The sequence below is a fragment of the Priestia sp. SRI_019 genome, from assembly GCF_057586255.1.
Genome location: NZ_JBYCZN010000004.1, coordinates 20,030 through 40,919, shown reverse-complemented (window position 1 = coordinate 40,919; position 20,890 = coordinate 20,030). Strand labels below are relative to the sequence as shown.

At 37.8% G+C, this 20,890-nt stretch carries 26 protein-coding genes; 17 read left to right on the top strand and 9 right to left on the bottom strand.

The window, feature by feature from the left end:
• Nucleotides 1–92 precede the first annotated feature (92 nt).
• From AC2YJL_RS21095 to AC2YJL_RS21080, 4 genes are all read left to right on the top strand, one after another.
• The gene (locus AC2YJL_RS21095; RefSeq protein WP_013059622.1) at nucleotides 93–332 is read left to right on the top strand and encodes a YuzB family protein; all 240 of its coding nucleotides are present in this window, start codon (nucleotides 93–95) and stop codon (nucleotides 330–332) included.
• A 302-nt stretch (nucleotides 333–634) separates the two neighbouring features.
• The gene (gene dapF, locus AC2YJL_RS21090; protein WP_251568973.1) at nucleotides 635–1,489 is read left to right on the top strand and encodes a diaminopimelate epimerase; all 855 of its coding nucleotides are present in this window, start codon (nucleotides 635–637) and stop codon (nucleotides 1,487–1,489) included.
• Between the two features lie 75 nt (nucleotides 1,490–1,564).
• Nucleotides 1,565–1,930 carry a HesB/IscA family protein gene (locus AC2YJL_RS21085; RefSeq protein ID WP_216143400.1) on the top strand — a complete coding sequence of 122 codons (366 nt, stop codon included), beginning with the start codon at nucleotides 1,565–1,567 and terminating at the stop codon, nucleotides 1,928–1,930.
• Between the two features lie 149 nt (nucleotides 1,931–2,079).
• Complete coding sequence (locus AC2YJL_RS21080; RefSeq protein ID WP_216143401.1) at nucleotides 2,080–2,598, top strand: hypothetical protein; 519 nt, start codon at nucleotides 2,080–2,082, stop codon at nucleotides 2,596–2,598.
• A gap of 27 nt (nucleotides 2,599–2,625) precedes the next feature.
• Here AC2YJL_RS21080 and AC2YJL_RS21075 read toward each other — a convergent pair whose 3' ends face one another.
• Nucleotides 2,626–3,618 carry an NAD(P)/FAD-dependent oxidoreductase gene (locus tag AC2YJL_RS21075; RefSeq protein ID WP_013059618.1) on the bottom strand — a complete coding sequence of 331 codons (993 nt, stop codon included), beginning with the start codon at nucleotides 3,616–3,618 and terminating at the stop codon, nucleotides 2,626–2,628.
• A gap of 493 nt (nucleotides 3,619–4,111) precedes the next feature.
• Between AC2YJL_RS21075 and AC2YJL_RS21070 the strand changes: the two genes are divergently transcribed.
• The 3 genes from AC2YJL_RS21070 (at nucleotide 4,112) to AC2YJL_RS21060 (ending at nucleotide 6,502) form a co-directional block, all read left to right on the top strand.
• The gene (locus AC2YJL_RS21070; RefSeq protein WP_033580456.1) at nucleotides 4,112–5,326 is read left to right on the top strand and encodes an NAD(P)/FAD-dependent oxidoreductase; all 1,215 of its coding nucleotides are present in this window, start codon (nucleotides 4,112–4,114) and stop codon (nucleotides 5,324–5,326) included.
• Between the two features lie 123 nt (nucleotides 5,327–5,449).
• A complete protein-coding gene (locus tag AC2YJL_RS21065; protein ID WP_230933755.1) occupies nucleotides 5,450–5,773 on the top strand; it encodes a YuiB family protein in 324 nt (107 codons plus the stop codon).
• Between the two features lie 81 nt (nucleotides 5,774–5,854).
• On the top strand, nucleotides 5,855–6,502 hold the full coding sequence (locus AC2YJL_RS21060; protein ID WP_013085320.1) for a 3D domain-containing protein: 648 nt from the start codon (nucleotides 5,855–5,857) through the stop codon (nucleotides 6,500–6,502).
• A gap of 42 nt (nucleotides 6,503–6,544) precedes the next feature.
• On the opposite strand, the gene AC2YJL_RS21055 is transcribed toward AC2YJL_RS21060, so the two are convergent.
• Nucleotides 6,545–7,021, bottom strand: coding sequence for a divergent PAP2 family protein (locus tag AC2YJL_RS21055; protein ID WP_013085319.1), 477 nt, complete (start codon nucleotides 7,019–7,021; stop codon nucleotides 6,545–6,547).
• Between the two features lie 244 nt (nucleotides 7,022–7,265).
• On the opposite strand from AC2YJL_RS21055, the gene AC2YJL_RS21050 reads away from it, so the two are divergent.
• The gene (locus tag AC2YJL_RS21050; RefSeq protein WP_230933754.1) at nucleotides 7,266–8,759 is read left to right on the top strand and encodes a leucyl aminopeptidase; all 1,494 of its coding nucleotides are present in this window, start codon (nucleotides 7,266–7,268) and stop codon (nucleotides 8,757–8,759) included.
• A 266-nt stretch (nucleotides 8,760–9,025) separates the two neighbouring features.
• The gene (locus tag AC2YJL_RS21045) at nucleotides 9,026–10,345 is read left to right on the top strand and encodes a Na+/H+ antiporter family protein (protein ID WP_251568974.1); all 1,320 of its coding nucleotides are present in this window, start codon (nucleotides 9,026–9,028) and stop codon (nucleotides 10,343–10,345) included.
• Nucleotides 10,346–10,401: 56 nt separating this feature from the next.
• Here the strand turns inward: AC2YJL_RS21045 and AC2YJL_RS21040 are convergent, their stop codons facing one another.
• From AC2YJL_RS21040 to AC2YJL_RS21030, 3 genes are all read right to left on the bottom strand, one after another.
• Entirely contained in the window at nucleotides 10,402–10,593 is a 192-nt protein-coding gene (locus AC2YJL_RS21040) for a hypothetical protein (RefSeq protein ID WP_013059611.1), read from the bottom strand.
• Nucleotides 10,594–10,709: 116 nt separating this feature from the next.
• Nucleotides 10,710–11,246 carry an HD domain-containing protein gene (locus AC2YJL_RS21035; RefSeq protein WP_028409590.1) on the bottom strand — a complete coding sequence of 179 codons (537 nt, stop codon included), beginning with the start codon at nucleotides 11,244–11,246 and terminating at the stop codon, nucleotides 10,710–10,712.
• 176 nt (nucleotides 11,247–11,422) lie between these two features.
• Nucleotides 11,423–11,791 (bottom strand): YuzC family spore coat inner layer protein, encoded by a 369-nt coding sequence (locus AC2YJL_RS21030; RefSeq protein WP_028412615.1) that lies wholly within the window; start codon nucleotides 11,789–11,791, stop codon nucleotides 11,423–11,425.
• Nucleotides 11,792–11,897: 106 nt separating this feature from the next.
• Between AC2YJL_RS21030 and AC2YJL_RS21025 the strand changes: the two genes are divergently transcribed.
• Nucleotides 11,898–12,281, top strand: coding sequence for a hotdog fold thioesterase (locus tag AC2YJL_RS21025; RefSeq protein WP_013059608.1), 384 nt, complete (start codon nucleotides 11,898–11,900; stop codon nucleotides 12,279–12,281).
• A 344-nt stretch (nucleotides 12,282–12,625) separates the two neighbouring features.
• A complete protein-coding gene (gene kapD, locus AC2YJL_RS21020) occupies nucleotides 12,626–13,240 on the top strand; it encodes a 3'-5' exonuclease KapD (protein WP_013059607.1) in 615 nt (204 codons plus the stop codon).
• 36 nt (nucleotides 13,241–13,276) lie between these two features.
• Here kapD and kapB read toward each other — a convergent pair whose 3' ends face one another.
• Nucleotides 13,277–13,657 (bottom strand): kinase-associated lipoprotein KapB, encoded by a 381-nt coding sequence (kapB, locus tag AC2YJL_RS21015; RefSeq protein WP_251568975.1) that lies wholly within the window; start codon nucleotides 13,655–13,657, stop codon nucleotides 13,277–13,279.
• Nucleotides 13,658–13,742: 85 nt separating this feature from the next.
• Between kapB and AC2YJL_RS21010 the strand changes: the two genes are divergently transcribed.
• Nucleotides 13,743–13,940: a hypothetical protein gene (locus AC2YJL_RS21010; protein WP_230933842.1), complete on the top strand. Its 198-nt coding sequence runs from the start codon at nucleotides 13,743–13,745 to the stop codon at nucleotides 13,938–13,940.
• A 103-nt stretch (nucleotides 13,941–14,043) separates the two neighbouring features.
• A complete protein-coding gene (locus tag AC2YJL_RS21005) occupies nucleotides 14,044–14,568 on the top strand; it encodes a superoxide dismutase family protein (RefSeq protein ID WP_013059604.1) in 525 nt (174 codons plus the stop codon).
• Between the two features lie 35 nt (nucleotides 14,569–14,603).
• Here AC2YJL_RS21005 and AC2YJL_RS21000 read toward each other — a convergent pair whose 3' ends face one another.
• Together AC2YJL_RS21000 and AC2YJL_RS20995 are read right to left on the bottom strand one after the other, a co-directional pair.
• Nucleotides 14,604–15,776: a MalY/PatB family protein gene (locus AC2YJL_RS21000; RefSeq protein WP_230933751.1), complete on the bottom strand. Its 1,173-nt coding sequence runs from the start codon at nucleotides 15,774–15,776 to the stop codon at nucleotides 14,604–14,606.
• A gap of 167 nt (nucleotides 15,777–15,943) precedes the next feature.
• The gene (locus AC2YJL_RS20995; RefSeq protein WP_028412611.1) at nucleotides 15,944–16,792 is read right to left on the bottom strand and encodes an alpha/beta fold hydrolase; all 849 of its coding nucleotides are present in this window, start codon (nucleotides 16,790–16,792) and stop codon (nucleotides 15,944–15,946) included.
• Between the two features lie 158 nt (nucleotides 16,793–16,950).
• Between AC2YJL_RS20995 and AC2YJL_RS20990 the strand changes: the two genes are divergently transcribed.
• The 3 genes from AC2YJL_RS20990 (at nucleotide 16,951) to yugI (ending at nucleotide 19,220) form a co-directional block, all read left to right on the top strand.
• Nucleotides 16,951–17,451, top strand: a complete 501-nt coding sequence (locus AC2YJL_RS20990; RefSeq protein ID WP_013059601.1) for an Lrp/AsnC family transcriptional regulator — start codon at nucleotides 16,951–16,953, stop codon at nucleotides 17,449–17,451.
• Nucleotides 17,451–18,611, top strand: coding sequence for an aminotransferase (locus AC2YJL_RS20985; RefSeq protein WP_013059600.1), 1,161 nt, complete (start codon nucleotides 17,451–17,453; stop codon nucleotides 18,609–18,611). Before AC2YJL_RS20990 ends, AC2YJL_RS20985 begins: the two co-directional genes overlap by 1 nt.
• A 207-nt stretch (nucleotides 18,612–18,818) precedes the next feature.
• A complete protein-coding gene (yugI, locus tag AC2YJL_RS20980) occupies nucleotides 18,819–19,220 on the top strand; it encodes a S1 domain-containing post-transcriptional regulator GSP13 (protein WP_013059599.1) in 402 nt (133 codons plus the stop codon).
• A gap of 37 nt (nucleotides 19,221–19,257) precedes the next feature.
• On the opposite strand, the gene AC2YJL_RS20975 is transcribed toward yugI, so the two are convergent.
• A complete protein-coding gene (locus AC2YJL_RS20975; RefSeq protein WP_013059598.1) occupies nucleotides 19,258–19,488 on the bottom strand; it encodes a DUF378 domain-containing protein in 231 nt (76 codons plus the stop codon).
• A 220-nt stretch (nucleotides 19,489–19,708) separates the two neighbouring features.
• On the opposite strand from AC2YJL_RS20975, the gene AC2YJL_RS20970 reads away from it, so the two are divergent.
• Nucleotides 19,709–20,872 (top strand): iron-containing alcohol dehydrogenase, encoded by a 1,164-nt coding sequence (locus AC2YJL_RS20970; protein WP_013085305.1) that lies wholly within the window; start codon nucleotides 19,709–19,711, stop codon nucleotides 20,870–20,872.
• The last annotated feature ends 18 nt before the right edge of the window (nucleotides 20,873–20,890 follow it).

The window sequence follows — 20,890 nt, the reverse complement described above, 5'->3', positions numbered from 1 at the left end:
TAAAAAGCGTGCGCAAAATGAACGTGAATTTCCAAAGTTGACGTTGAAAATGAAAGGAGATAGGATAAACTAATAGTAGAGAGGTGAAAAACGTGATACAGCCAATTATTGAATTTTGCGTTAGCAATTTAGCCAGTGGTTCTCAAACAGCTTTAGAAAAGCTTGAAAAAGATCCAAATCTAGATATTATTGAATACGGATGTTTAGGTTATTGCGGGAAATGTTCACAATCTTTATTTGCCTTGGTAAACGGAGAGATTGTTACAGCGGAAACACCTGAACAGTTAGTGGATAATATTTACATTCATTTAGAAGAAAATCCAATGTTTTAAACTATCCCCGCTGTCGTATCTCTTTTTATCAGGAGAGGGACATGAGGCTAATAGAATAGATGATGTAAGCACGGCTAGTCTTGCCGTGCTTTTTTATGCGCTTTTGCGCAAATATCTGTGCTTCAACCATCCTCTTTGCAATCATAATGCTTCTTTTGTTTTTTAATACTCCAAAGGAGGACAAAATAAAAAACCCCTTAATCTTTATGATTAAGGAGCTAAAAAAACGGGGGATGATATTATTGTGTACAAAAGAGAATCACTTTATACTAGAGCTACATAAAAAAATAATGGGTGATAATATGAAAGAATTTCAGTTTACAAAAATGCATGCACTTGGCAACAACTATATCTACGTAAATATGTTTGAAGAACATATAGAAGAGCAAGAGTTAGCACCGCTTGCTGTAAAAGTCTCAAATGTTTATACGGGAATTGGATCGGATGGAATGATTCTTATTTGTCCATCTGAACGTGCAGATGTGAAAATGCGCGTATTTAATAATGACGGCTCGGAAGCAAAAAACTGCGGAAACGGTTTAAGATGTGTAGCTAAATATGCATATGAACATAATTTAGTAACAAGCGAAAGATTTTTTATCGAAACGCTTTCTGGAGTTGTAGAAGCAACGGTGCATCCGCAGGGAAATGAAGTTCCAGAAGTGACAATCGATATGGGAGCGCCTATTTTAGCTAGAGAACAAATTCCAATGACGGGAGCAAGACAAGACCAGGTCGTTAATGAAGAGATGGAATTTGGAAAAGAACGGTTAAAAGGGACGGCTGTATCAATGGGAAATCCTCACGTCGTCTTTTACGTAAATGATATTGAACAAGCGCCTCTTACTACATTAGGACCCGTGGTGGAAAAAGATTCGCGTTTTCCAGAAGGAGTGAACGTTGAATTTGTCGAGGTAGTGAACGAAAGAGAGCTGAACTTTCGTGTATGGGAAAGAGGTTCGGGTATCACTCAAGCATGTGGAACAGGAGCATGCGCTGCCGTTGTTTCATCTGTGTTAAATGAGAAGACGAAAAAAGATGTCCCTACCGTGGTACACCTCGCTGGAGGAGATTTAACGATTGTTTGGCAAAATAAAGGCAATGTATTAATGACAGGTCCAGCCAATGTGATTTGTGACGGCACGTATTATTATTAAAAAATGAAGAAGCAGACGATTTGTCGTCACAGCCATTTCGTCGTATACTAAACAAAAAAGGAGGTCTGTTTAAAAATGAGTCAAGATATCCTAACAATTACAGAAGCTGCAAGCTTTCAAATAAAAGATATGATGAAAGAACATGAAGAAGAAAATGCTTATTTACGTGTTAATGTAAATGGAGGAGGCTGTTCAGGTCTTTCTTACGGCATGGGTTTTGCTCACGAAGTAAATAAAAACGATACGCTGTTTGAACAACATGGCATCAAGATTCTTGTAGATAGCGAAAGTGCTCCAATTTTAAAAGATGTAAAAATTGATTACAAGCAATCTATGCTAGGCGGAGGGTTTACAATTGATAACCCGAACGCCATTGCAGCATGCGGCTGCGGCTCTTCTTTCCGTACAGCAAGCAACGCAGGTGCTCCTGAAGAGTGCTAAATATATTTTTATCAAGAAGCTTTCTTCACCTCATCCGGTGAAGAAAGCTTTTTTAGTGAGAAATTTTTGTATGTTACATCATCTGTCAAACCTGTTGACTGAATAATCAGTCTTTTTTATACTCAATAAAAAAGAGGAGATGAACGGATTTGATAGATGCGACTCGTTACGACGCGGAACAAGTAGGGGGTTACGGAAGTTTTCGCAAAAAAAACACCCTGCCTATTCTATGGAAGGGGTTTATAAACTGGTTAAAACTTGAAAGTAGCAAAATGGAGTCTAAGAATGCAAAAAGTATTCACTTCAGTGAATCGCATTTATTCGTTCAGCATTTGCCTTTTTCCTCAGGTGAAGCCTGTCATCAAAACTCGTCCTCTGCGCCTCTTAACCATTCTGAACCATACATTCGCTATTATGAAAATGCTAATGCATCTCTGGCTGAAAGCTACGGAGCAGTTGAAGGAGAGCATATTCTGCTGATTGAACGTATTGCCGGTCAATCAGAGGTAGTAAAATATTTAAGCAAGCTCGAAGGTTTGAAGGCCTACAGAATGAGCGTAACTAGTCAAGAAGGAAACCATTCCTTTTATGAAATCTGTTTAATAAGCAGTGATGCGGAAATGATGAGTGAAATCATTCATCGAATGGTTACACCAATCCAGCAATGAAAAAAAGCAGGCGAGAGCCTGCTTTTTTTATGAGAACATTGACGTACTGTGCATAGGCTGTAAGCGAGCCTTTGGATCAATGTATGCCTTAGCGTTATTAACGGCAGTCGGACCTTCGCCAAATCCTGCCACGATGAGTTTTACTTTTCCATCATATGTGCAGACATCACCTGCTGCATAGATGCCAGGAATGTTTGTTTCTTGCTTTGAGTTAACAACAATTGCATTTTTCTCTAAATCTAAGTCCCATTCTTTAATCGGACCTAGAGAAGAAACAAATCCAAAGTTTACAATAACATCATCTACGTCTACTACTGTCTTTTCTTCACCTTTTGTATTTTCTAACACAACTTGTGTAATACGGTCATCCCCAATAAATTCAACCGGTACATATGGTGTTTTAATATCAACTGATGAATTATGCAAGTTTTCTACGCTATGTTCATGAGCGCGGAACTTGTCTCGGCGATGCGTTAACGTTACTTTTTCTGCGATCGGCTCTAACATAAGAGACCAGTCGACAGCAGAATCCCCGCCCCCGCATACTAATACTTTGCGGCCTTTGAATTTATTCATATCATCCACAAAATAATGAAGGTTCGTTTGCTCGAACTGTTCTGCGTTTTCTAGCTCGATTTTACGGGGCTTAAATGCACCGTTTCCAGCCGTAATAATAATTGTTTTTGAATAGTGGACTTCAGAATTAGTAGTTAAACGAAACACGCCGTCCGCTTGTTTTTCTACCTTTTCTACTGCTTGCTCTAGCGCAACTGCAGGTTTAAATTGATCCATTTGCTCTTTTAGGTTATTGACTAATTCTTGAGCGCGTACTTTTGGAAAACCAGCTACGTCATAAATATATTTTTCAGGATATAAAGCAGAAAGCTGTCCACCAAGCTGTGGTAAGCTTTCAATAATTTTTACGCTCGCCTGACGCATACCGCCATAAAATGCTGTAAATAAGCCTGTAGGGCCGCCTCCGATGATGGTAATATCATATACTTGTTTATCTTCTTTCATTTATAATCACCTCTAGATTGTTCTGTGCCAATGCATATTCTACTTTATGATAGCATAGTAAATTATAAAATATCATTAAAACACGCTGGAATGTTTGAGAAACTTTCTCAACTTAAAGATCAGTATTTGCAATCATTAACATAACCGCACGTTTTGGTCAAATATAAAACTGGGTATACAGGAAAGTAATTGAAAATTTAAAAGCTTGTAAATACAAAGTGAAGGGTTGAAAAACCGATGAAAAAAGCATAAGATGTTTGTGTAAATCAAGCTAGGACTTATGCTTACATTTTTTTAAAAAAGAAAAAATGTATTTTTTTAAAAAAGAACGTGAAGTGATTCACATTATTTTTCTTATATGAATAATAAATGGATAGCGATGATCGTTCTTGCTCAAACTAACACAAAAAAGCAAACCAAATAAAATTGCTCTTATCATTATATTTGTAAGACATACTTGTGACTATAACTAAAAAAGGTGGATGACATTCCTATGAAAAAGCCTAAAATCGTCATTTTGGGTGCCGGGTATGGCGGCATTATGACAATTGTTAATTTACAAAAGAAACTGGGTGCTAGCGATGCAGAAATTGTTTTGGTAAATAAAAACGATTACCATTACGAAACGACATGGCTTCATGAAGTATCAGCAGGTACAATTCATCAAGATCGCTCTCGTGTTCCTGTTAAAAATTTAATTAACACAAATAAGGTTACATTTATCAAAGACACGGTCGTAGATATTAAGTTAGATGAAAAGCGTGTTCTTCTTGAAAACAGTGAGCTAACGTACGATTATTTAGTTGTTGCTTTAGGGTATGAAGCAGAAACTTTCGGAATTAAGGGTTTAAAAGAACATGCATTTACCATTACGAGCATTAATGCAGCACGTCAAATTCGTGAGCATATTGATTATGTGTTTGCGACGTACAACAATGAAGTGGAAAAAAGAGACGAACTTCTGACAATTATTGTTGGGGGTGCTGGCTTTACCGGCATTGAATTTGTGGGAGAATTAGCAAATCGAGTCCCTCAGCTTTGCAAAGAGTTTGATATTCCGCGTGAAAAAGTACGCGTTATTTGTGTAGAAGCAGCGCCTACGGCTTTACCAGGTTTTGATCCAGAACTTGTAGAATATGCGGTAACACAACTAGAACGAAAAGGAATCGAGTTCAAGATCGGAACAGCGATTAAAGAGTGTACAGAAGAAGGAATTATTGTATCAAAAGATGACCAAGTAGAAGAAATCAAATCAGCAACAGTTGTATGGGCTGCAGGTGTTCGAGGCAGTCATCTGATTGAGAAAGCTGGATTTGAGAACATGCGCGGACGTGTAAAAGTAAGTAATAGCTTGCTGGCACCAGGGCACGAAGATGTGTTCGTTATTGGAGATTGTTCACTAATGATTAACCCTGAAACAGAACGTCCTTATCCACCAACAGCTCAAATCGCTATGCAGCAAGGCGGTACCTGCGCTGAAAATATTAGCCGTTTGATGAAAGGGCAAAAAGAATTAAGCGAGTTTAAACCAGATATTAAAGGAACGGTATGTTCGTTAGGGCATGATGACGCAATTGGCGTTGTATATGGTCGAAAACTATTTGGTTCAAGCGCATCTTTTATGAAAAAAGTTGTTGATAATCGCTCGCTTTTCCTTCAAGGCGGAGCAGGTCTTGTATTGAAAAAAGGAAAATTTAATTTCTTTTAAAACAAAAAGCAAAAGGTCTTTAAGCCTTTTGCTTTTTTTGGTATTAACTTACTTTTCTGTGATTGACGCCTTCATTACTCTTAAGTAAACTGAGAGTATAAAGAGTAACGGAGGCGAAAAGCAATGGAAATGAGTGTGCCTGTACTAATTATCTCCATCTTGTTGTTTTTTGTTTTGTTTTTTGGAATCGGTTTCTTGTTAAATATGCTGCTTCGTATGTCTTGGATTATGGCCATTATTTATCCCGTAATTTTTATTTTTATTATTGATGATGTAAGAGCTGTTGATTACATTCAACATCCCGCTCACTCCTTTCAGCAGCTAGGGATAAAAGTGCTATCTTTAGCCACAGCTGACATTACAATTTTAATGGCTGGTTTTATAGGTGCACTAGCTTCAGGCATTACCATCAAATCTTTACGAACAAGAGGGTACCAAATGTTTTAAATGTAAATTCTTCTCCCAAACGAATAATTTGTTTTTATGTTGGAAACAAATAGATTCGTGAGAGGAGTTGTGGAAATCACAATGATTGGAAAAATAGCAAAGCGATTCATTATGTGCCTACTACTGGTCGGAGCGCTGTTTACAACATATGAAGCAATTACCGGCGTCCCAATAACCACAGTCATCAAATATATGCCTTTTATAAACAGTACAGGGCATCCTCTAATGAATGAAAGGCTCTTGCCATCATTTCTAAAACCACTAAGAGCTGAAGCGGCTAGCAATGACAAAGAGCGTCTGACGATTGAAGAAGCATTTGATTGGTCGCGTTATCCAACTAAGAATGTATTAGCTACGGGTTACACAGCTGGTTACGAATCAACGGGGAAAAATCCCAATCATCCAGGGTATGGTATTACATATTCGGGCGTTAAAGTAAAACGTGACTTGTATTCAACCATCGCTGCTGATTTAACCATATTTCCAATCGGCACGATCTTGTTTATTCCGGGCTATGGCTATGGAGTGGTAGCAGATAAAGGTGGGGCTATTAAAGGCAATCATCTTGATTTATATTTTGAGACTGTTTCCGATGTGTACAACATATGGGGTAAAAAAGAATTAAACGTCTATGTAGTAAAATCAGGGGACGGCCGCTTAACTGAAGAAGAGTTAACAATGCTGAATGAAAAGAAGTCGATGCAAGTTTTTCGCCAGCAGGTAAAATAAACGAGAAACACATGAAGAACTCTTCATGTGTTTTCTTATGTTTTATGGCCATACATAATATGTTACAAAAGCAACTGCTATCCCTGTTAAGGCTCCAAAGAAAACTTCAATAGGCTTATGTCCAAGCAGCTCTTTTAGCTTCACTTGTTTTTCGTCTTCTTCATTGGTCGTCCACAGCTTTGCCTCTTTTACCGCGCGCTGAAAGTCTTCAACCAAACGATTTAAAACCGTTGCTTGCTCTCCTGCGTGTCTTCTTACCCCTTTAGCATCGAACATAACAATAATGGCAAAAATAGCGGAGAGAGCAAAAATAGGGGATTTAAGACCTTCTGCTAGCCCAATGGCAGTTGCTAAGGAAGTTACTGCTGCGGAGTGAGAGCTTGGCATGCCTCCCGTACTAAAAAATAAGCTGCCGTCTATTTTCTTAGTAGCTACAAAAGAAAGGGGAATCTTAATAAATTGAGCAAAGAAAATAGCGATTAATGAACTCCAAAGTGGAAAATTTGAGAATAACTCCATTGAGACGTCCTCCCTCAACTTAAAATGTCTGAAAAGCTAAACCCGTATGATGAAAAAAGCGGTAGATGAAAGTATATGTGTGAAACTAAGGTTTTTGAACTGTGATTAAAAATTGTATTTCTGCTATCATATGTATATAGATGAAAACAGTGGTGAATATGATATATATTCCACTTGCTGAATAGATTAAACAAAGCAGATGATAAATAAAAATAAAATCTCTATACGTAAAAGGAGGAATTTTATGTTTTCGCATGTAGAAACATTTGGTGTTGATCATCAAACAGAAGCGCTCGTAATCGGGTTATTTAATCAAAACCAACAGTTTGAAGGCCTTCTAAAAGAAATTGATGAAGCTTTAGGTGGACAGCTCATTCATTTGATTAAAGAAGGGGATATACGTGTACAAGAAAAACGTATTTCAACGATTCATACACTAGGAAAATTAGGAGCAAAACGTCTTTATTTTGTAGGACTCGGACGAAAGCAAGCGCTAACTAAAAATGGGCTCAAAGAGAGCTTTGGGCTGTTATTTAAAAAGTTAAAAGAAGCGAAGATTTCAAACGCATCGGTCGCCCTTTCTACATTTAATACAGGAGCGTGGTCAGAGCAAGAAACTGCAGCTTTATTAGGAGAAGCTCAACAGCTTGCTATGTACGAGTTTGAAAACTACAAAAAGAAATCAAACGAACCTAACAAACAGCTTGAGAAAATTGAACTGTTTTCTTTTTATAAAGACGTTGTACAATCTGCTTTGGTTGGATATACGTATGGAAAAGCAACAAACTCAGCGCGCACCCTTGTTAACTTACCAAGCAATATGCTAACGGCTACAGATTTAGCTAATTATGCAGTAGAAATGGCACATACATATGGTTTTGAATATGAAATTTTAGAAAAAGAAGAGATGGAAACATTGGGAATGGGCGCACTGTTAGCAGTCAATCAAGGTTCCGCAGAGCCTCCTAAAATGATTGTCCTAAAATATCAAGGAAAAGAAAAATGGGAAGACGTTATTGGGTTGGTAGGAAAAGGGATTACTTTTGACACAGGTGGTTACTCTATTAAATCTAAAGACGGGATTGTAGGTATGAAAACAGATATGGGCGGAGCTGCATCTGTTCTTGGTGCAATGGAAGCGATTGGAGAATTAAAACCTCATCAAAACGTAGTAGCTGTCATTCCCTCAACTGACAACGTTATTAGCGCGCGTGCTTTTAAGCCAGATGACGTAATTACAGCAATGAATGGAAAGACAATAGAAGTACTGAATACAGATGCTGAAGGGCGTTTAGCGTTAGCTGATGGTATCTCCTATGCCAAACACCACGGAGCAAATTATTTAGTAGACGTGGCGACATTAACGGGTGGTGTAATTGTAGCTCTTGGTACACATACAACTGGGGCAATGACGAATGATTCCGCTTTATTGCAGCAAATAGCGAAAGCGAGCATTGAGACAGGCGAACCGATTTGGGAACTGCCTATTACAGAACGAGACAAAAAGCGTGTTCGGGGAAGTAAGGTAGCAGATTTAAATAACTCTCCTGGACGGGAGGGGCACGCAATTATGGCAGGAACCTTTATTGGTGAGTTTGCAGAGCAAACACCATGGGTTCACTTGGATATTGCTGGAACTGCAACATCCGCTGCTTCTCATGAGTTAGGACCTTCAGGTGCAACAGGCGTGATGGTGCGAACACTAGCTGCAATGGTTTGTTCATTTGAAGCCAATTAATGAAAAAATATAGCAGTGATAGAAAGAAACGTAAAAAGAAGCATCGATGATGCTTCTTTTTTAATATGTTTACATAATGTTTTTTCTTTTTAGTAAGAAAAGATTATTTAGAAAAATCCTTATATTGTTAAGGGTGTAGAGAAGTTAAACAAACGTTTATTTAATAAGATGATTGACTTTTTTTCTATACCTAATATAATGAACATGTTGTTTATCTCTCTAATGTTTTAATGAGATAAAGTAAAAAGAAAAATGGAGGTTTCAAAATGAATGCAGTATTAATAGCTGTGCTCGTGATGCTGATTTTGAGCTTATTGCGTATCAACGTTGTCTTTTCTTTAGCAGTCGGAGCGCTAATTGGAGGACTTGTTGGCGGTATCAGCCTCACAGATACAGTAAGTATATACACAGATGGTCTTGGAAACAGTGCTTCTGTTGCATTAAGCTATGCTTTGCTTGGAGGATTTGCGATGGCTGTTTCGCGGACAGGGCTGCCTGATGCCGTTGTTCAGCTAGCGTTAAAAATAGTAGGGAAAGAAGGAGAAATGAAAAAGAAGTCACTGTCAAAAGTACTGATTTTATTGATCATCCTTATTATTTCATGTTTTTCCCAAAACGTTATTCCGGTTCACATTGCGTTTATTCCGCTATTAATTCCACCTCTATTAAAAGTATTTAATCAGTTGGAAATCGATCGCCGATTAGTCGCAACAGTGATTACATTTGGATTGGTTACACCTTATATGTATTTGCCGGCAGGATTCGGTAAGATTTATCACGACATTTTATTTACTAACATCAAAGAAAGTGGATTAACAATTGATAAAGGAGATATTACTACGGCGATGGCTCTTCCAGCTTTAGGAATGGTAGCGGGCTTATTGTTTGCTGTGTTTATTTCGTACCGCAAGCCGCGCAGTTATGAAGACATTGATATTGATCAAGGCACAGAGCAGCGTACAGGTTACACAACAAGAGGAATTATAGTAGCTTTACTTGCGATTGTAGCGGCTTTAACTGTGCAGCTCTTAGTAGATTCTATGATTTTCGGAGCGCTTGCAGGGATTGTTGTCGTTTACTTCAGCGGGGCTTTGAAGTGGAATGAAGCAGATCCAGTATTAACGAACGGAATGAGAATGATGGCTTTCATCGGATTTGTTATGCTGTCTGCCTCTGGTTTTGCAAAAGTTCTTCAAGAAACTGGAGATGTAGAAGCGCTTGTAAAAGGCTCTGTTGCTCTTATTGGCGGCAACCAAATGCTAGGTGCATTTCTTATGCTTGTCATCGGGCTTTTAGTGACAATGGGCATTGGTTCTTCTTTCTCTACTATTCCAATTATCGCGACGATTTTTGTTCCTCTTTGCTTAGAACTTGGTATGAGTCCAATGGCAACGATTTGTATTGTTGGTACAGCGGGAGCGCTTGGAGACGCTGGTTCACCAGCTTCAGACAGTACGCTTGGACCCACATCTGGATTAGCAGTCGATCGTCAGCATGATCATATTTGGGATACGTGTGTACCAACTTTTCTTCACTATAACATTCCACTTATTATTTTTGGGTGGATAGCCTCAGTTATCTTGTAAATAGAGGCCATATAATGAAATGACAAAAAGCAGCCGATCAAAACCGGCTGCTTTTTTCATGCTTGAGAAAGAGTAGAAGCAGTGCTGTCACAAGCTCCTAATGCTTGCTCTACAGCCTGAAGAGATTGTTCAATACGTTCACGATTTGAATCTTTCTCTACCGTTTGAAGAGCTTGTTCAAGGCTTGCTTTTGCCTGATTTAATGATGTGCAAGAATCTTGCACGTAACCTCTAGCGTTTTTAGACATTCTTCTTCCTCCTAACTAACCAAAAATGAGAATCAATAAGTAGTATGAGTAATTTGCAGGGAATTATGAGGAGAAATAATAAAAAGGATTAACTCTTATGAAAGGAGTTAATCCTGTCAGCCTAACTGTTTAAATTGGTTGGAATGTAGAAGTTCAAGCACTTTCTTATCAAGCTCCTTAATTTTCTTTACAGCCAGATTATATTCCAATTCACGGTAATGGTGTTTGCCGCCTGGCTCTTCATCAGCTTCATCAGCTAGTTTGACTACTTTTTGAAGAGGGCGTTGTTGAATTGTTCCTTCAGGCAAATATGAGTCTGTGTGTAGTAAAATAGCTAAAGCAATTTCTTTTGCCGCCTGAGGTTCCTCACCTAAACGAATGAGTAATTTATGTGCACGTTCAGCCCCTTTAATAGCGTGAATATCATTTTGACGATACTTCTCATAATCCCACTGACCATTTGTGTACCATTCGTAGTGGCCAATATCATGAAGCAGCGCTGCTTTTGTAGCTAAATCCGGGTTTACATTATGCTGTACGGATAGACGAAACGCATGATAGGCGACGGATACAGCATGCGCAACGCCAGATCGAGTTAAATATTTTTGAGCGATAGGATGCGTGAAAATTTCTACTAGCGTAACATGTCTCATCATGTCATCCCTCCTAAAGAAAAAATATATTTCCAAATACAATATCATATTTGTATCCTAAATACAATTATCGTGTAATTTGTTTTTACATACAAAAATGGCATATATTATAATATTCGTAACGAAACAACATGTACATCTTTTTTTGAAGAAAATAAGACTTTTTTCCTTGTATTTTACCATCTAATATTTAACGATACGTGACAGCAGTCAAATTGGGTATCGGGATGAATAAACGTAATTTTAATATAGTCTGGAGTATAAAAAACATCGATTTTTGTCTTAACACCAGTGGAAAGAATGAGTTTTTTTACTTCACTCATTTTGGATTCTTGAGCAGCAGCTTTTATTTTTTTTATTAAATTTGGCGAAGTATTAGCTCTTTGAATAAAGATAGTAGCGCTTTGCATGGTAGAGGGAATAACTTTAAGAGATTGCTGAAATGTCGCGATGTTCGCCTCAGGTAAGTTAGGTACCCTGTATGTATAAGGGTGAGGCATGTAGTACGATGGCCAATAGTAAGACAAGGGAGCAAATGATTTCATATAAGAATCCTCCTAGAAAAGGGATTTTTATTATGTATATGTAGAGGGTTCGTATATGTTGTAGCAAAACCCTTATTGTATACTAGATACAAAGGGAGGTATGGATATGAAAACAAAAGATACGCTGTTAGAAGCATTAGGAATTGAGATTATTAGTGCGAGTGAACAAAGAGTGGAAGCGACGATGCCTGTTGATGAGCGAACGCGTCAGCCATTCGGGCTTTTACACGGAGGAGCATCGGTGGCGTTAGCTGAAACTGTGGCTAGTCTAGGTGCCATTAAAAGTGTAGATCTCGAAAAAGAAATTTGCGTAGGTTTAGAAATTAATGCCAATCATATCAAAGGGAAAAAAGACGGAATCGTTACAGCTATAGGCGTTCCTTTACATAAAGGAAAAAAAACAGCGGTTTGGGAAGTGAAAATTCAAGATGAAGAAGAGAATTTAATCTGTATATCCAGATGTACGCTTGCTATTCTGCCTAAAGCTTAAACATAAGAATGCTTAGTCTAGAAGGTGTGAGGTATGCTTTTGGAGCCAGAAGGAGCCACCTCACACACTCGTGTTAGAGTTTAAAGAGAATTTGGAAGAGCGGATACATAAAAAAGTGAAAAAATAGGTAAAAAAATAAGCGAAATTATGTCTATTCGTGACAGTTACCCTGCGCATAGAGACATGCTCTAGAATATAGTAGTAGTAAAGTATTCTTTTTATTCAGCAACTAGAATATTCATAATATTAAAAATAAGAACAGAAAATAGACCTTCCGATTGTTCAATCGTGCTATAATAGCATTAATATAGTAGGGCGGTTTATTTTACAAAGGGGTGATAATATTGGATAAGAACTCTCAGTATTTATTCATTGATTTTGAATTTACAATGCCAGAGTATAAGGGTTTTCCAAAAGGCTTTTTTCCGGAAATCATTGAAGTTGGTTTGGTGTTTGTTAAAAATCAAGAAATCATTGATCGTTTCTCCTCTTACGTACAGCCTACACACTTTACAAAATTAACTGAGCGCTGTAAATCATTTCTCCACATCGAACAAAATCAAGTAAATGAAGGCATTACGCTAGAGCAGCTTGTACAGCGACTGGGCATGTATAAACACAGCACGATCATTACATGGGGGAACATGGATATGAAAGTATTAAGGCAGTGCTGTCAAAAAAATAAGGTGCCATTTCCTTTTGCAGGTAAAGAAATTGATCTTTCAATGGAGTATAAGCGCTTTTTTGGAGATCAAAATCAAACTGGCCTTTGGAAAGCTGTGCAGGAGTATGGTAAAGAAGGAACTGGAAAGCACCACTGCGCGCTTGATGATGCGATGACGACACTCAACATCTTTAAGCTTGTAGAAAAAGATAAGCGGTACCTTCAAAAACCAGAGCCAACGACCATAGGAGATCGAATCGATTTTTCAAAAGTATTAAATAAATTTGCATTATAAAAGCCAAATCACTTCTACGTGAATTTGGCTTTTTACTTAATGAATACCGTACTCTTTTTTTAACTCTTCTAAACAGGCAATACTTGCTTGAGCAAAAGGGCTATCTTTGGCTTGTTGCTCAGCTATCTTTAATTCAAGTGCTTTTTTTAGTGAATCTTTATAATCGGGAACGCTGTCTTCATAGAGATGAACCATTTTTTGAGGAATATTTGCCTGCTCTCGAAATGAAAGTGCTTTTCGCTCGTGAAAAAAAGGTACGTCTACTTGTCCCGGATTATGTAAGTCACCTTGTTCTGGATGCTTTAACACAGCTTGAATTTGCACAACATAATGCAGATCTCGAACTTGTGTAATTTCACCGATATATTTCCCAGTTTTATAAAGTGCCGTAACCATTTGACCAATTGTAAATGTCATATTGCCAGATCTCCTTTAAGTAAAATGTTTGTTATCACCAGTATAAATCAAACCCCCCTACCGTTTCTATGAAAGGATGTTGTACATGATGTATTTAATGTTTTTGCTTTATTTTCCGGAAGATAAAAGAGAATATATTCCTGCTTTTGCTACTATGGCGATTTTTGTGCTAGCAGCAGTTGCAGTATGGCGTTTAATCATTAAGATTTCTAAAAAAGAAGAAGAAAAAACGAAGGAGTTAGAAGCAAAGCTAAAAGAACAGGAAAATCAGAAATCACTTTAATGAAATGCAAATAAAATGTAAGCGTTTAAAATGATATGTTGCTGGACAATCTATGGAAAGACATCTAAAACTTTCGCTAGTGCATATGCGATTGGAGGGCAACATGAAAAAACTACTACTCATTGGAACCGTGCCTTTTTTCTTGTTAACGGGGTGTATGGAAAAAGAAATATCTAATAAAGAAGTCAAAGTTTATAACGCAGATGGAGATAGCATCGGTACAGTCAAGTTGAAAGAGCAGGCTGATGGAATTGAGTTTACGTACAACTTAAGCGGACTTCCACCTGGCGAACACGGCGTACATATTCATGAAATGGGAATTTGCAAAGCTCCTAACTTTAAAAGTGCGGGCAATCACCTTGATCCTGATAAAAAGAAACACGGATTGTTAAATCCAAAAGGACCGCATCTAGGCGATATGAAAAATATTGTGGTAGAAGACGATCAGACGTATACAGGAACAGATATGGTTCCTCAAGTCACGTTAAAAGAAGGAAAGACATCTCTCGTTAAGCGTATGGATGGTTCGTCCCTTGTTATTACCGAACAAGGTGATGACGGAATGACCGAGCCATCAGGTAATTCTGGCAAGCGAATCGCCTGCGGAGTTATTTCAAAAAAACATTAAAAACAGCGTTCTTTCTCACGAAAGAACGCTGTTTTTTACGTTAAAGCTATTTTTAAGCGATTTAATCCTTCTTGAAGCTGTTCATGTGAACAGCCAATGTTCAAGCGGATAAAACCTTTTCCATATGTGGAACTGTATTTTTCGCCTTTTTCTACGGCAATTTTCCCTTTTTCTAATAAGCGTTCATGTAATTCTTCTTCTGATAAATGCAGCTTGGTGCAGTCAATCCATAGTAAATAAGTTCCTTCTGGCTGAACCACTCGCAGTTCAGGCAAGTTCTCACTTATAAAACGCGTCACGAGATCTACATTTTTCTTCAGATACACAAGCAGTGCTTCTAACCACTCTTCACCTTCACTATAAGCTGCCTCTAACCCAATTATTCCGAATGTGTTTAAGTTAGAAAACCCTTGTTTTTGCTGCTGCTGAACATACTGTGTGCGCAGTTTCTCATTTGGAATAATAACAGCTGAAGCCTGAAGTCCCGGTATATTAAATGTTTTGCTAGGGGCCATACACGTAATGGTTCGATTGGCTGCATCTTCACTCACCATGCTGATGGGAATGTGTTTATAAGGCTGGTAAATTAGATCAGAATGGATTTCATCTGAAACAATTAATACATTGTATTTTTCACAAAGGTCGGCAAGCTTCTTCAGTTCTTCTTTTGTCCACACGCGTCCTACTGGATTATGAGGGCTGCAAAGAATCATTAATTTTACGCCTTCTGCAAATTTTTTCTCTAAATCTGAAAAATCAATTTCGTATTTATCGCCTGCAAGTTTTAACGGATTTTCAACAACTTCTCGATCATTTACCTTTATCATGTTAAAAAATGGAGTATAGACTGGAGGCTGAATTAAAATTGAATCTCCGGGTTCCGTAAATGCTTGAATAGCCATACTCAGGGCAAACACAACTCCTGGACTGTATGTAATCCATTCATGATCAATGGTCCACTGATGCTTTTTTTCTACCCAAGATGATAAAGCATTCGCCGTAGATTCAGTAGGGGAAGTGTAGCCGAAAATACCATGTTTGACACGCTCATTAATGGTTTGAAGAACATTAGGCGGCGCTTGGAAATCCATATCAGCTACCCAAAAAGGCAGAACATCTTTTGCTCCAAAAACAAGATCAGTTTTGTCCCACTTTACGGACTGCGTACCTGTACGGTTAATTAATTGATCAAAAGAATAAGTAGACAATAAAAGTACCCCCTTTTTTAATATAATAGTTTGCTTATTTTTAATACGTTTGTCAACGAAGTTAACTTGTGAAGTCAATAAAGAAAGTGAAAAAATTGCTGAAGCACGACTAATAAATTTTTATTAAAGTTAGCGCCTCGTGTGAAATATACGAACCCGCCCCGTCATTATTGAGACAGGGCTTTTTCACCGTACAAGAAATCGACCATATGAGATTGCACAATGTCGGGACACTCTTCTGGTAAAAGGTGTCCAATTTCCTTTAAAGAGATAAAGGTAGAGTCTGTTAAATCATCTTTTAACTTACGTCCGAGATGCAAAGGAACAACCCGGTCTTCTTCTCCCCAAATGAGTAAACTTGGTTTTTTTATGTGCTGCAAATCCTTTGAGGATAGGTCTCCTTCTCGATCACGAATCATTCTGGTTAAAGCCATAAACGTACGGTCATCCAAAAATGGTTCAGTATAGCCATCAATCATTTCTTCGTCGATTAACTTATGGTCAAATACGACATTTTGCAAGTTGCCTAATACACCTTTGCGAGACAGCCACGTTTTTACCCACAGATAAAAGAAGGGAACATAAGAAGACATGACCAATCCATAATGTGAGGGGCCTAAATAAGCTGAGCTGCAAAGAAGAACTAGTTTCGATACGCAAGAAGGCTTTAACTTTGCTACGTTTAAACAAACTTGTCCTCCCATTGAGTGTCCCGATAGTACAACATCTTTCAACTTTAAATATTCAATCAATTCGATGACAATTCTGGCTAAATTTTTATACGAGTATTGAAAGGTTAACGATTTTTCACTTCGCCCAAATGGCGGAAGGTCCAGCGTAATGATAGAAAACGTATCTTCAAATAAAGGAATTAAACGTCGAAAGCTAAAACTCGATGATAAAAAGCCGTGAATAAATATAATGGCTGGTTTATCAGGATGATAGTTATGGCATTCGTAGTAAACATTGACTCCATTAAAAGTACGCTGGTGGCAAGTAATTTTAGATTCAGTCAATTTGGTTCACTCCATCTTTTTCTTTCTAGTCTGTCCTAGTTTCCAGCAATCTATAAAATGAAACTCACTTACCGGTATAGATTTCACATTAAAGATGTGTTTAAATTTGATATAATGGAAAAAGTGAAAAAATTTAATCGTTGTAGGAGGGGAACGCTGTGTTCTTAGAAGAAAAAGAGTTAGAAATTTTAGAAATTCTAGAAAAAAATAGCCGTATTTCGATAGATAGTATTTCAAAAATGGTGGATTTAACGTTTGAAGAAACCTCTAATATTGTTAAAAAGCTAGAGAGAGAAAAAGTAATTGTGCAATATTCAGCTGATATTAACTGGAGACGAGTAGATGGACATGAGGGTGTCACGGCTATGATAGATGTAAAAGTTGCACCAAAGCGAGGAGTAGGCTTTGACGAGATTGCGGAGCGCATCTATCGTTTTCAAGAAGTGAAATCCGTGTACCTAATGTCAGGAGCATATGATTTGTCTGTTATTATTGAAGAAAAATCAATGTCTGAAGTAGCGTTTTTTGTTTCCGAAAAGCTTTCTACGCTAGACTCTGTTTTATCTACAACGACTCACTTTATCATGAAAAAGTACAAGCACGATGGTACCATCTATGACCAAGGCGATGAAGATCGCAGAATCGTGGTGTCTCCGTAATGAAAGAGCGCTTGTCAACAACTGTACAACAGCTGAAACCTTCAGGTATTCGCCGCTTTTTTGATTTAGCAGCAAGTATGGATAACGTCATCTCTCTTGGAGTAGGTGAACCTGATTTTGTCACATCTTGGGCTGTTCGAGAAGCGAGTATTTTATCGTTGGAAAGGGGATATACCTCTTATACAGCAAATGCGGGACTTTTAGAGCTCCGCTTTGAAATTATGAAGTATATGAAAAGAAATTTTAACGTCTCGTATGATTATAAAGATGATATTATTGTGACCGTTGGAGGAAGTCAGGCTCTAGATATTACAATGCGAGCTTTGATTAACCCTGAAGATGAAATTATTGTCGTGGAGCCAAATTTTGTGTCTTACAGCCCGTTAATTTCGCTAGCAGGAGGAGTTCCTGTGGCAATTGAAACAACGGCAGAAACAGAGTTTAAACTGCAGCCTAGACAGATTGAAGAAGTCATTACAAGCAACACGAAAGCCCTTCTTTTATGCTCTCCTAATAATCCAACAGGAAGCTCACTATCTAAAGAAGAGCTGCAGGCTATTGCTGATATTGTCATAAAGCATGACTTGCTTGTTATCACGGATGAAATATATGCAGAATTAACATATGATGAAGAATTTACATCTATTGCTTCTTTAGAAGGAATGAAAGAACGAACCATTATTATTTCTGGCTTTTCTAAAGGGTTTGCCATGACTGGATGGCGTCTTGGGTACATATGTGCACCAACTGAGATTGCTAAAGCAATGCTGAAAATTCATCAGTATACAATGATGTGTGCGCCTACCATGGCACAATATGGAGCAATTGAAGCACTACAAAATGGGCAGCATGACGTAGAAGAGATGAGAAAAAGCTATCGCAGAAGACGGAACTATATGGTGAAGTCATTAAATCAAATTGGTCTGGAATGCCATTCTCCTGGAGGAGCGTTTTATGTGTTCCCGTCTATCAAGAAAACTGGATTGTCATCGGAAGAATTCGCTGAGCAGCTTTTGCTTGAAGAGCGAGTAGCCGTGGTGCCAGGCAATGTATTTGGAAAAGGCGGAGAGGGACATATTCGCTGTTCATACGCCTCTTCAATGGAATCATTAGAAGAATCCATAAAACGGATTAGCCGTTTTGTTGAAAATAAGTTATAATAAAAATAAGATATTATGTCATATCGTATAGACGGTTTGATATAATATCTTTTTTGCTATGATGAAATGTAGTGTTAGTTTATATTTGTGACAAAATTGGTAAATAATAAATATAGTATAACTACTTTTTGATTCAATCTATGAACTGTGCTATAATTTTAAATTGGCTATAATGGTGAAAATAATAAGGTATCTAGGAGTGTTTATATGTCAAAATTTGAAATCGGTACTGTTACAAAAGGTAAAGTAACAGGAATTCAACCATACGGTGCATTCGTTGCATTAAATGAAGAAACTCAAGGATTAGTTCATATCTCAGAAGTAAAACATGGCTTCGTTAAAGATATTAACGAACATTTATCAGTAGGAGACGAAGTAAACGTTAAAGTTTTATCTGTTGATGAGTCAACTGGTAAAATTGGTTTATCTATTCGTGCAACTGAGCCAGCTCCAGAAAAAACTGAAGCTTCTGCACCTAAAAAACCTGCTAAAAAGCGTCAAGGTCAAGCAACAGTTCACACTGAATCTACTCAAGGATTCAACACTTTAAAAGAAAAATTAGAAGAGTGGATTGAGCAATCAAACCGCGAAGATCTAATTAAGAAATAAGAAAAAAAAGAAGGATAGCTTAGCTATCCTTCTTTTTTTAATGTTCCGTTCTAGGTTCTGTACGCTCTACTTCAGCAGAAGGTTTAAATAATAGACCTAGGTTAATCAGTCCTGCGATTCCAACCAATCCATAGATAATGCGGGAGAAAGCAGATGTTTGACCGCCGAAGATTGCTGCTACTAAATCAAATTGAAAAAAGCCAATAAGTCCCCAGTTAATTGCTCCAATAATCGTTAATACGAGCGCAATACGTTGAATACCACTCATGATGAACCCTCCTTGTTTTGTAGTTCACTTATTAGCCTGCTTTTTTTAGAGGGAAATATGCATATTTACTTTTGGAAGATACAGACAAATAAACGTTCATTTGGATGGGGTGAGCATCTAGCCAACAGGGAATAATCTTTAGGAAGTCAATTTTCTTTACAATCAAAAAGTTGTTCTTCATAATGATGCATGTAATCAAGCTCGTAAGGAGGAGTTTATAGTGAACAATTTTACATTTTATAACCCTACAAAATTAATTTTTGGTAAAGGTCAATTAGAGCAATTAAAAACAGAAGCAAGTCGCTTTGGTAAAAAGATATTATTAGTATACGGCGGAGGAAGCGTAAAACGCAGCGGTTTATATGATCAAGTAATGGATGTACTGAATGACATGAATGCAGAAGTACATGAGTTAGCGGGAGTAGAGCCGAATCCTCGTCTGACAACTGTTCGCAAAGGAATCGATATTTGTAAAGAAAACGGTATTGAATTTTTACTTGCAGTTGGTGGAGGAAGCGTAATCGATTGTACAAAAGCAATCGCAGCAGGCGCAAAATATGATGGAGACGTATGGGACATCATTAACCGCGACGTATTCGCAGCTGAAGCTCTTCCATTTGGAACCGTGCTAACATTAGCAGCAACAGGTTCAGAAATGAATGCTGGTTCTGTTATTACAAATTGGGAAACACAAGAAAAATACGGCTGGGGCAGTCCGGCAACATTCCCTCAATTTTCTATTTTAGATCCCGTTAATACATTTACTGTACCAAAAAATCAAACAGTTTATGGCATGGTTGACATGATGAGCCACGTATTTGAACAATATTTCCATGCTGCAACAAATACGCCGCTTCAAGATCGCATGTGTGAAGGAGTACTGCAAACGGTTATTGAAACGGGACCAAAATTATTAAACGACTTAGAGAACTACGAGTTACGTGAAACGATTTTATACAATGGGACAATCGCATTAAACGGTATGTTACAAATGGGACACCAAGGCGATTGGGCTACTCACAATATTGAGCATGCGGTATCAGCTGTATATGACATTCCACATGCAGGTGGACTGGCAATTTTATTCCCGAACTGGATGAAGCACGTAATGGATGAGAACGTAGATCGCTTCAAGCAAGTAGCTGTACGCGTATTTAACGTAGATACAGAAGGCAAGACGGATAAAGAAGTAGCACTTGAAGGTGTTGATAAGCTTCGTGAATTCTGGTCAAGCCTAGGTGCACCAACTCGCTTAGCTGATTATGATATTGGTGAAGACAAATTAGATCTTATGGCTGATCGTGCAATGGCTAAAGGTGAATTTGGTAAATTTAAAAAATTAAACAAAGAAGATGTACTAGCAATCCTACGCGCTTCTTTATAAGATTCTCGATAAAAAACG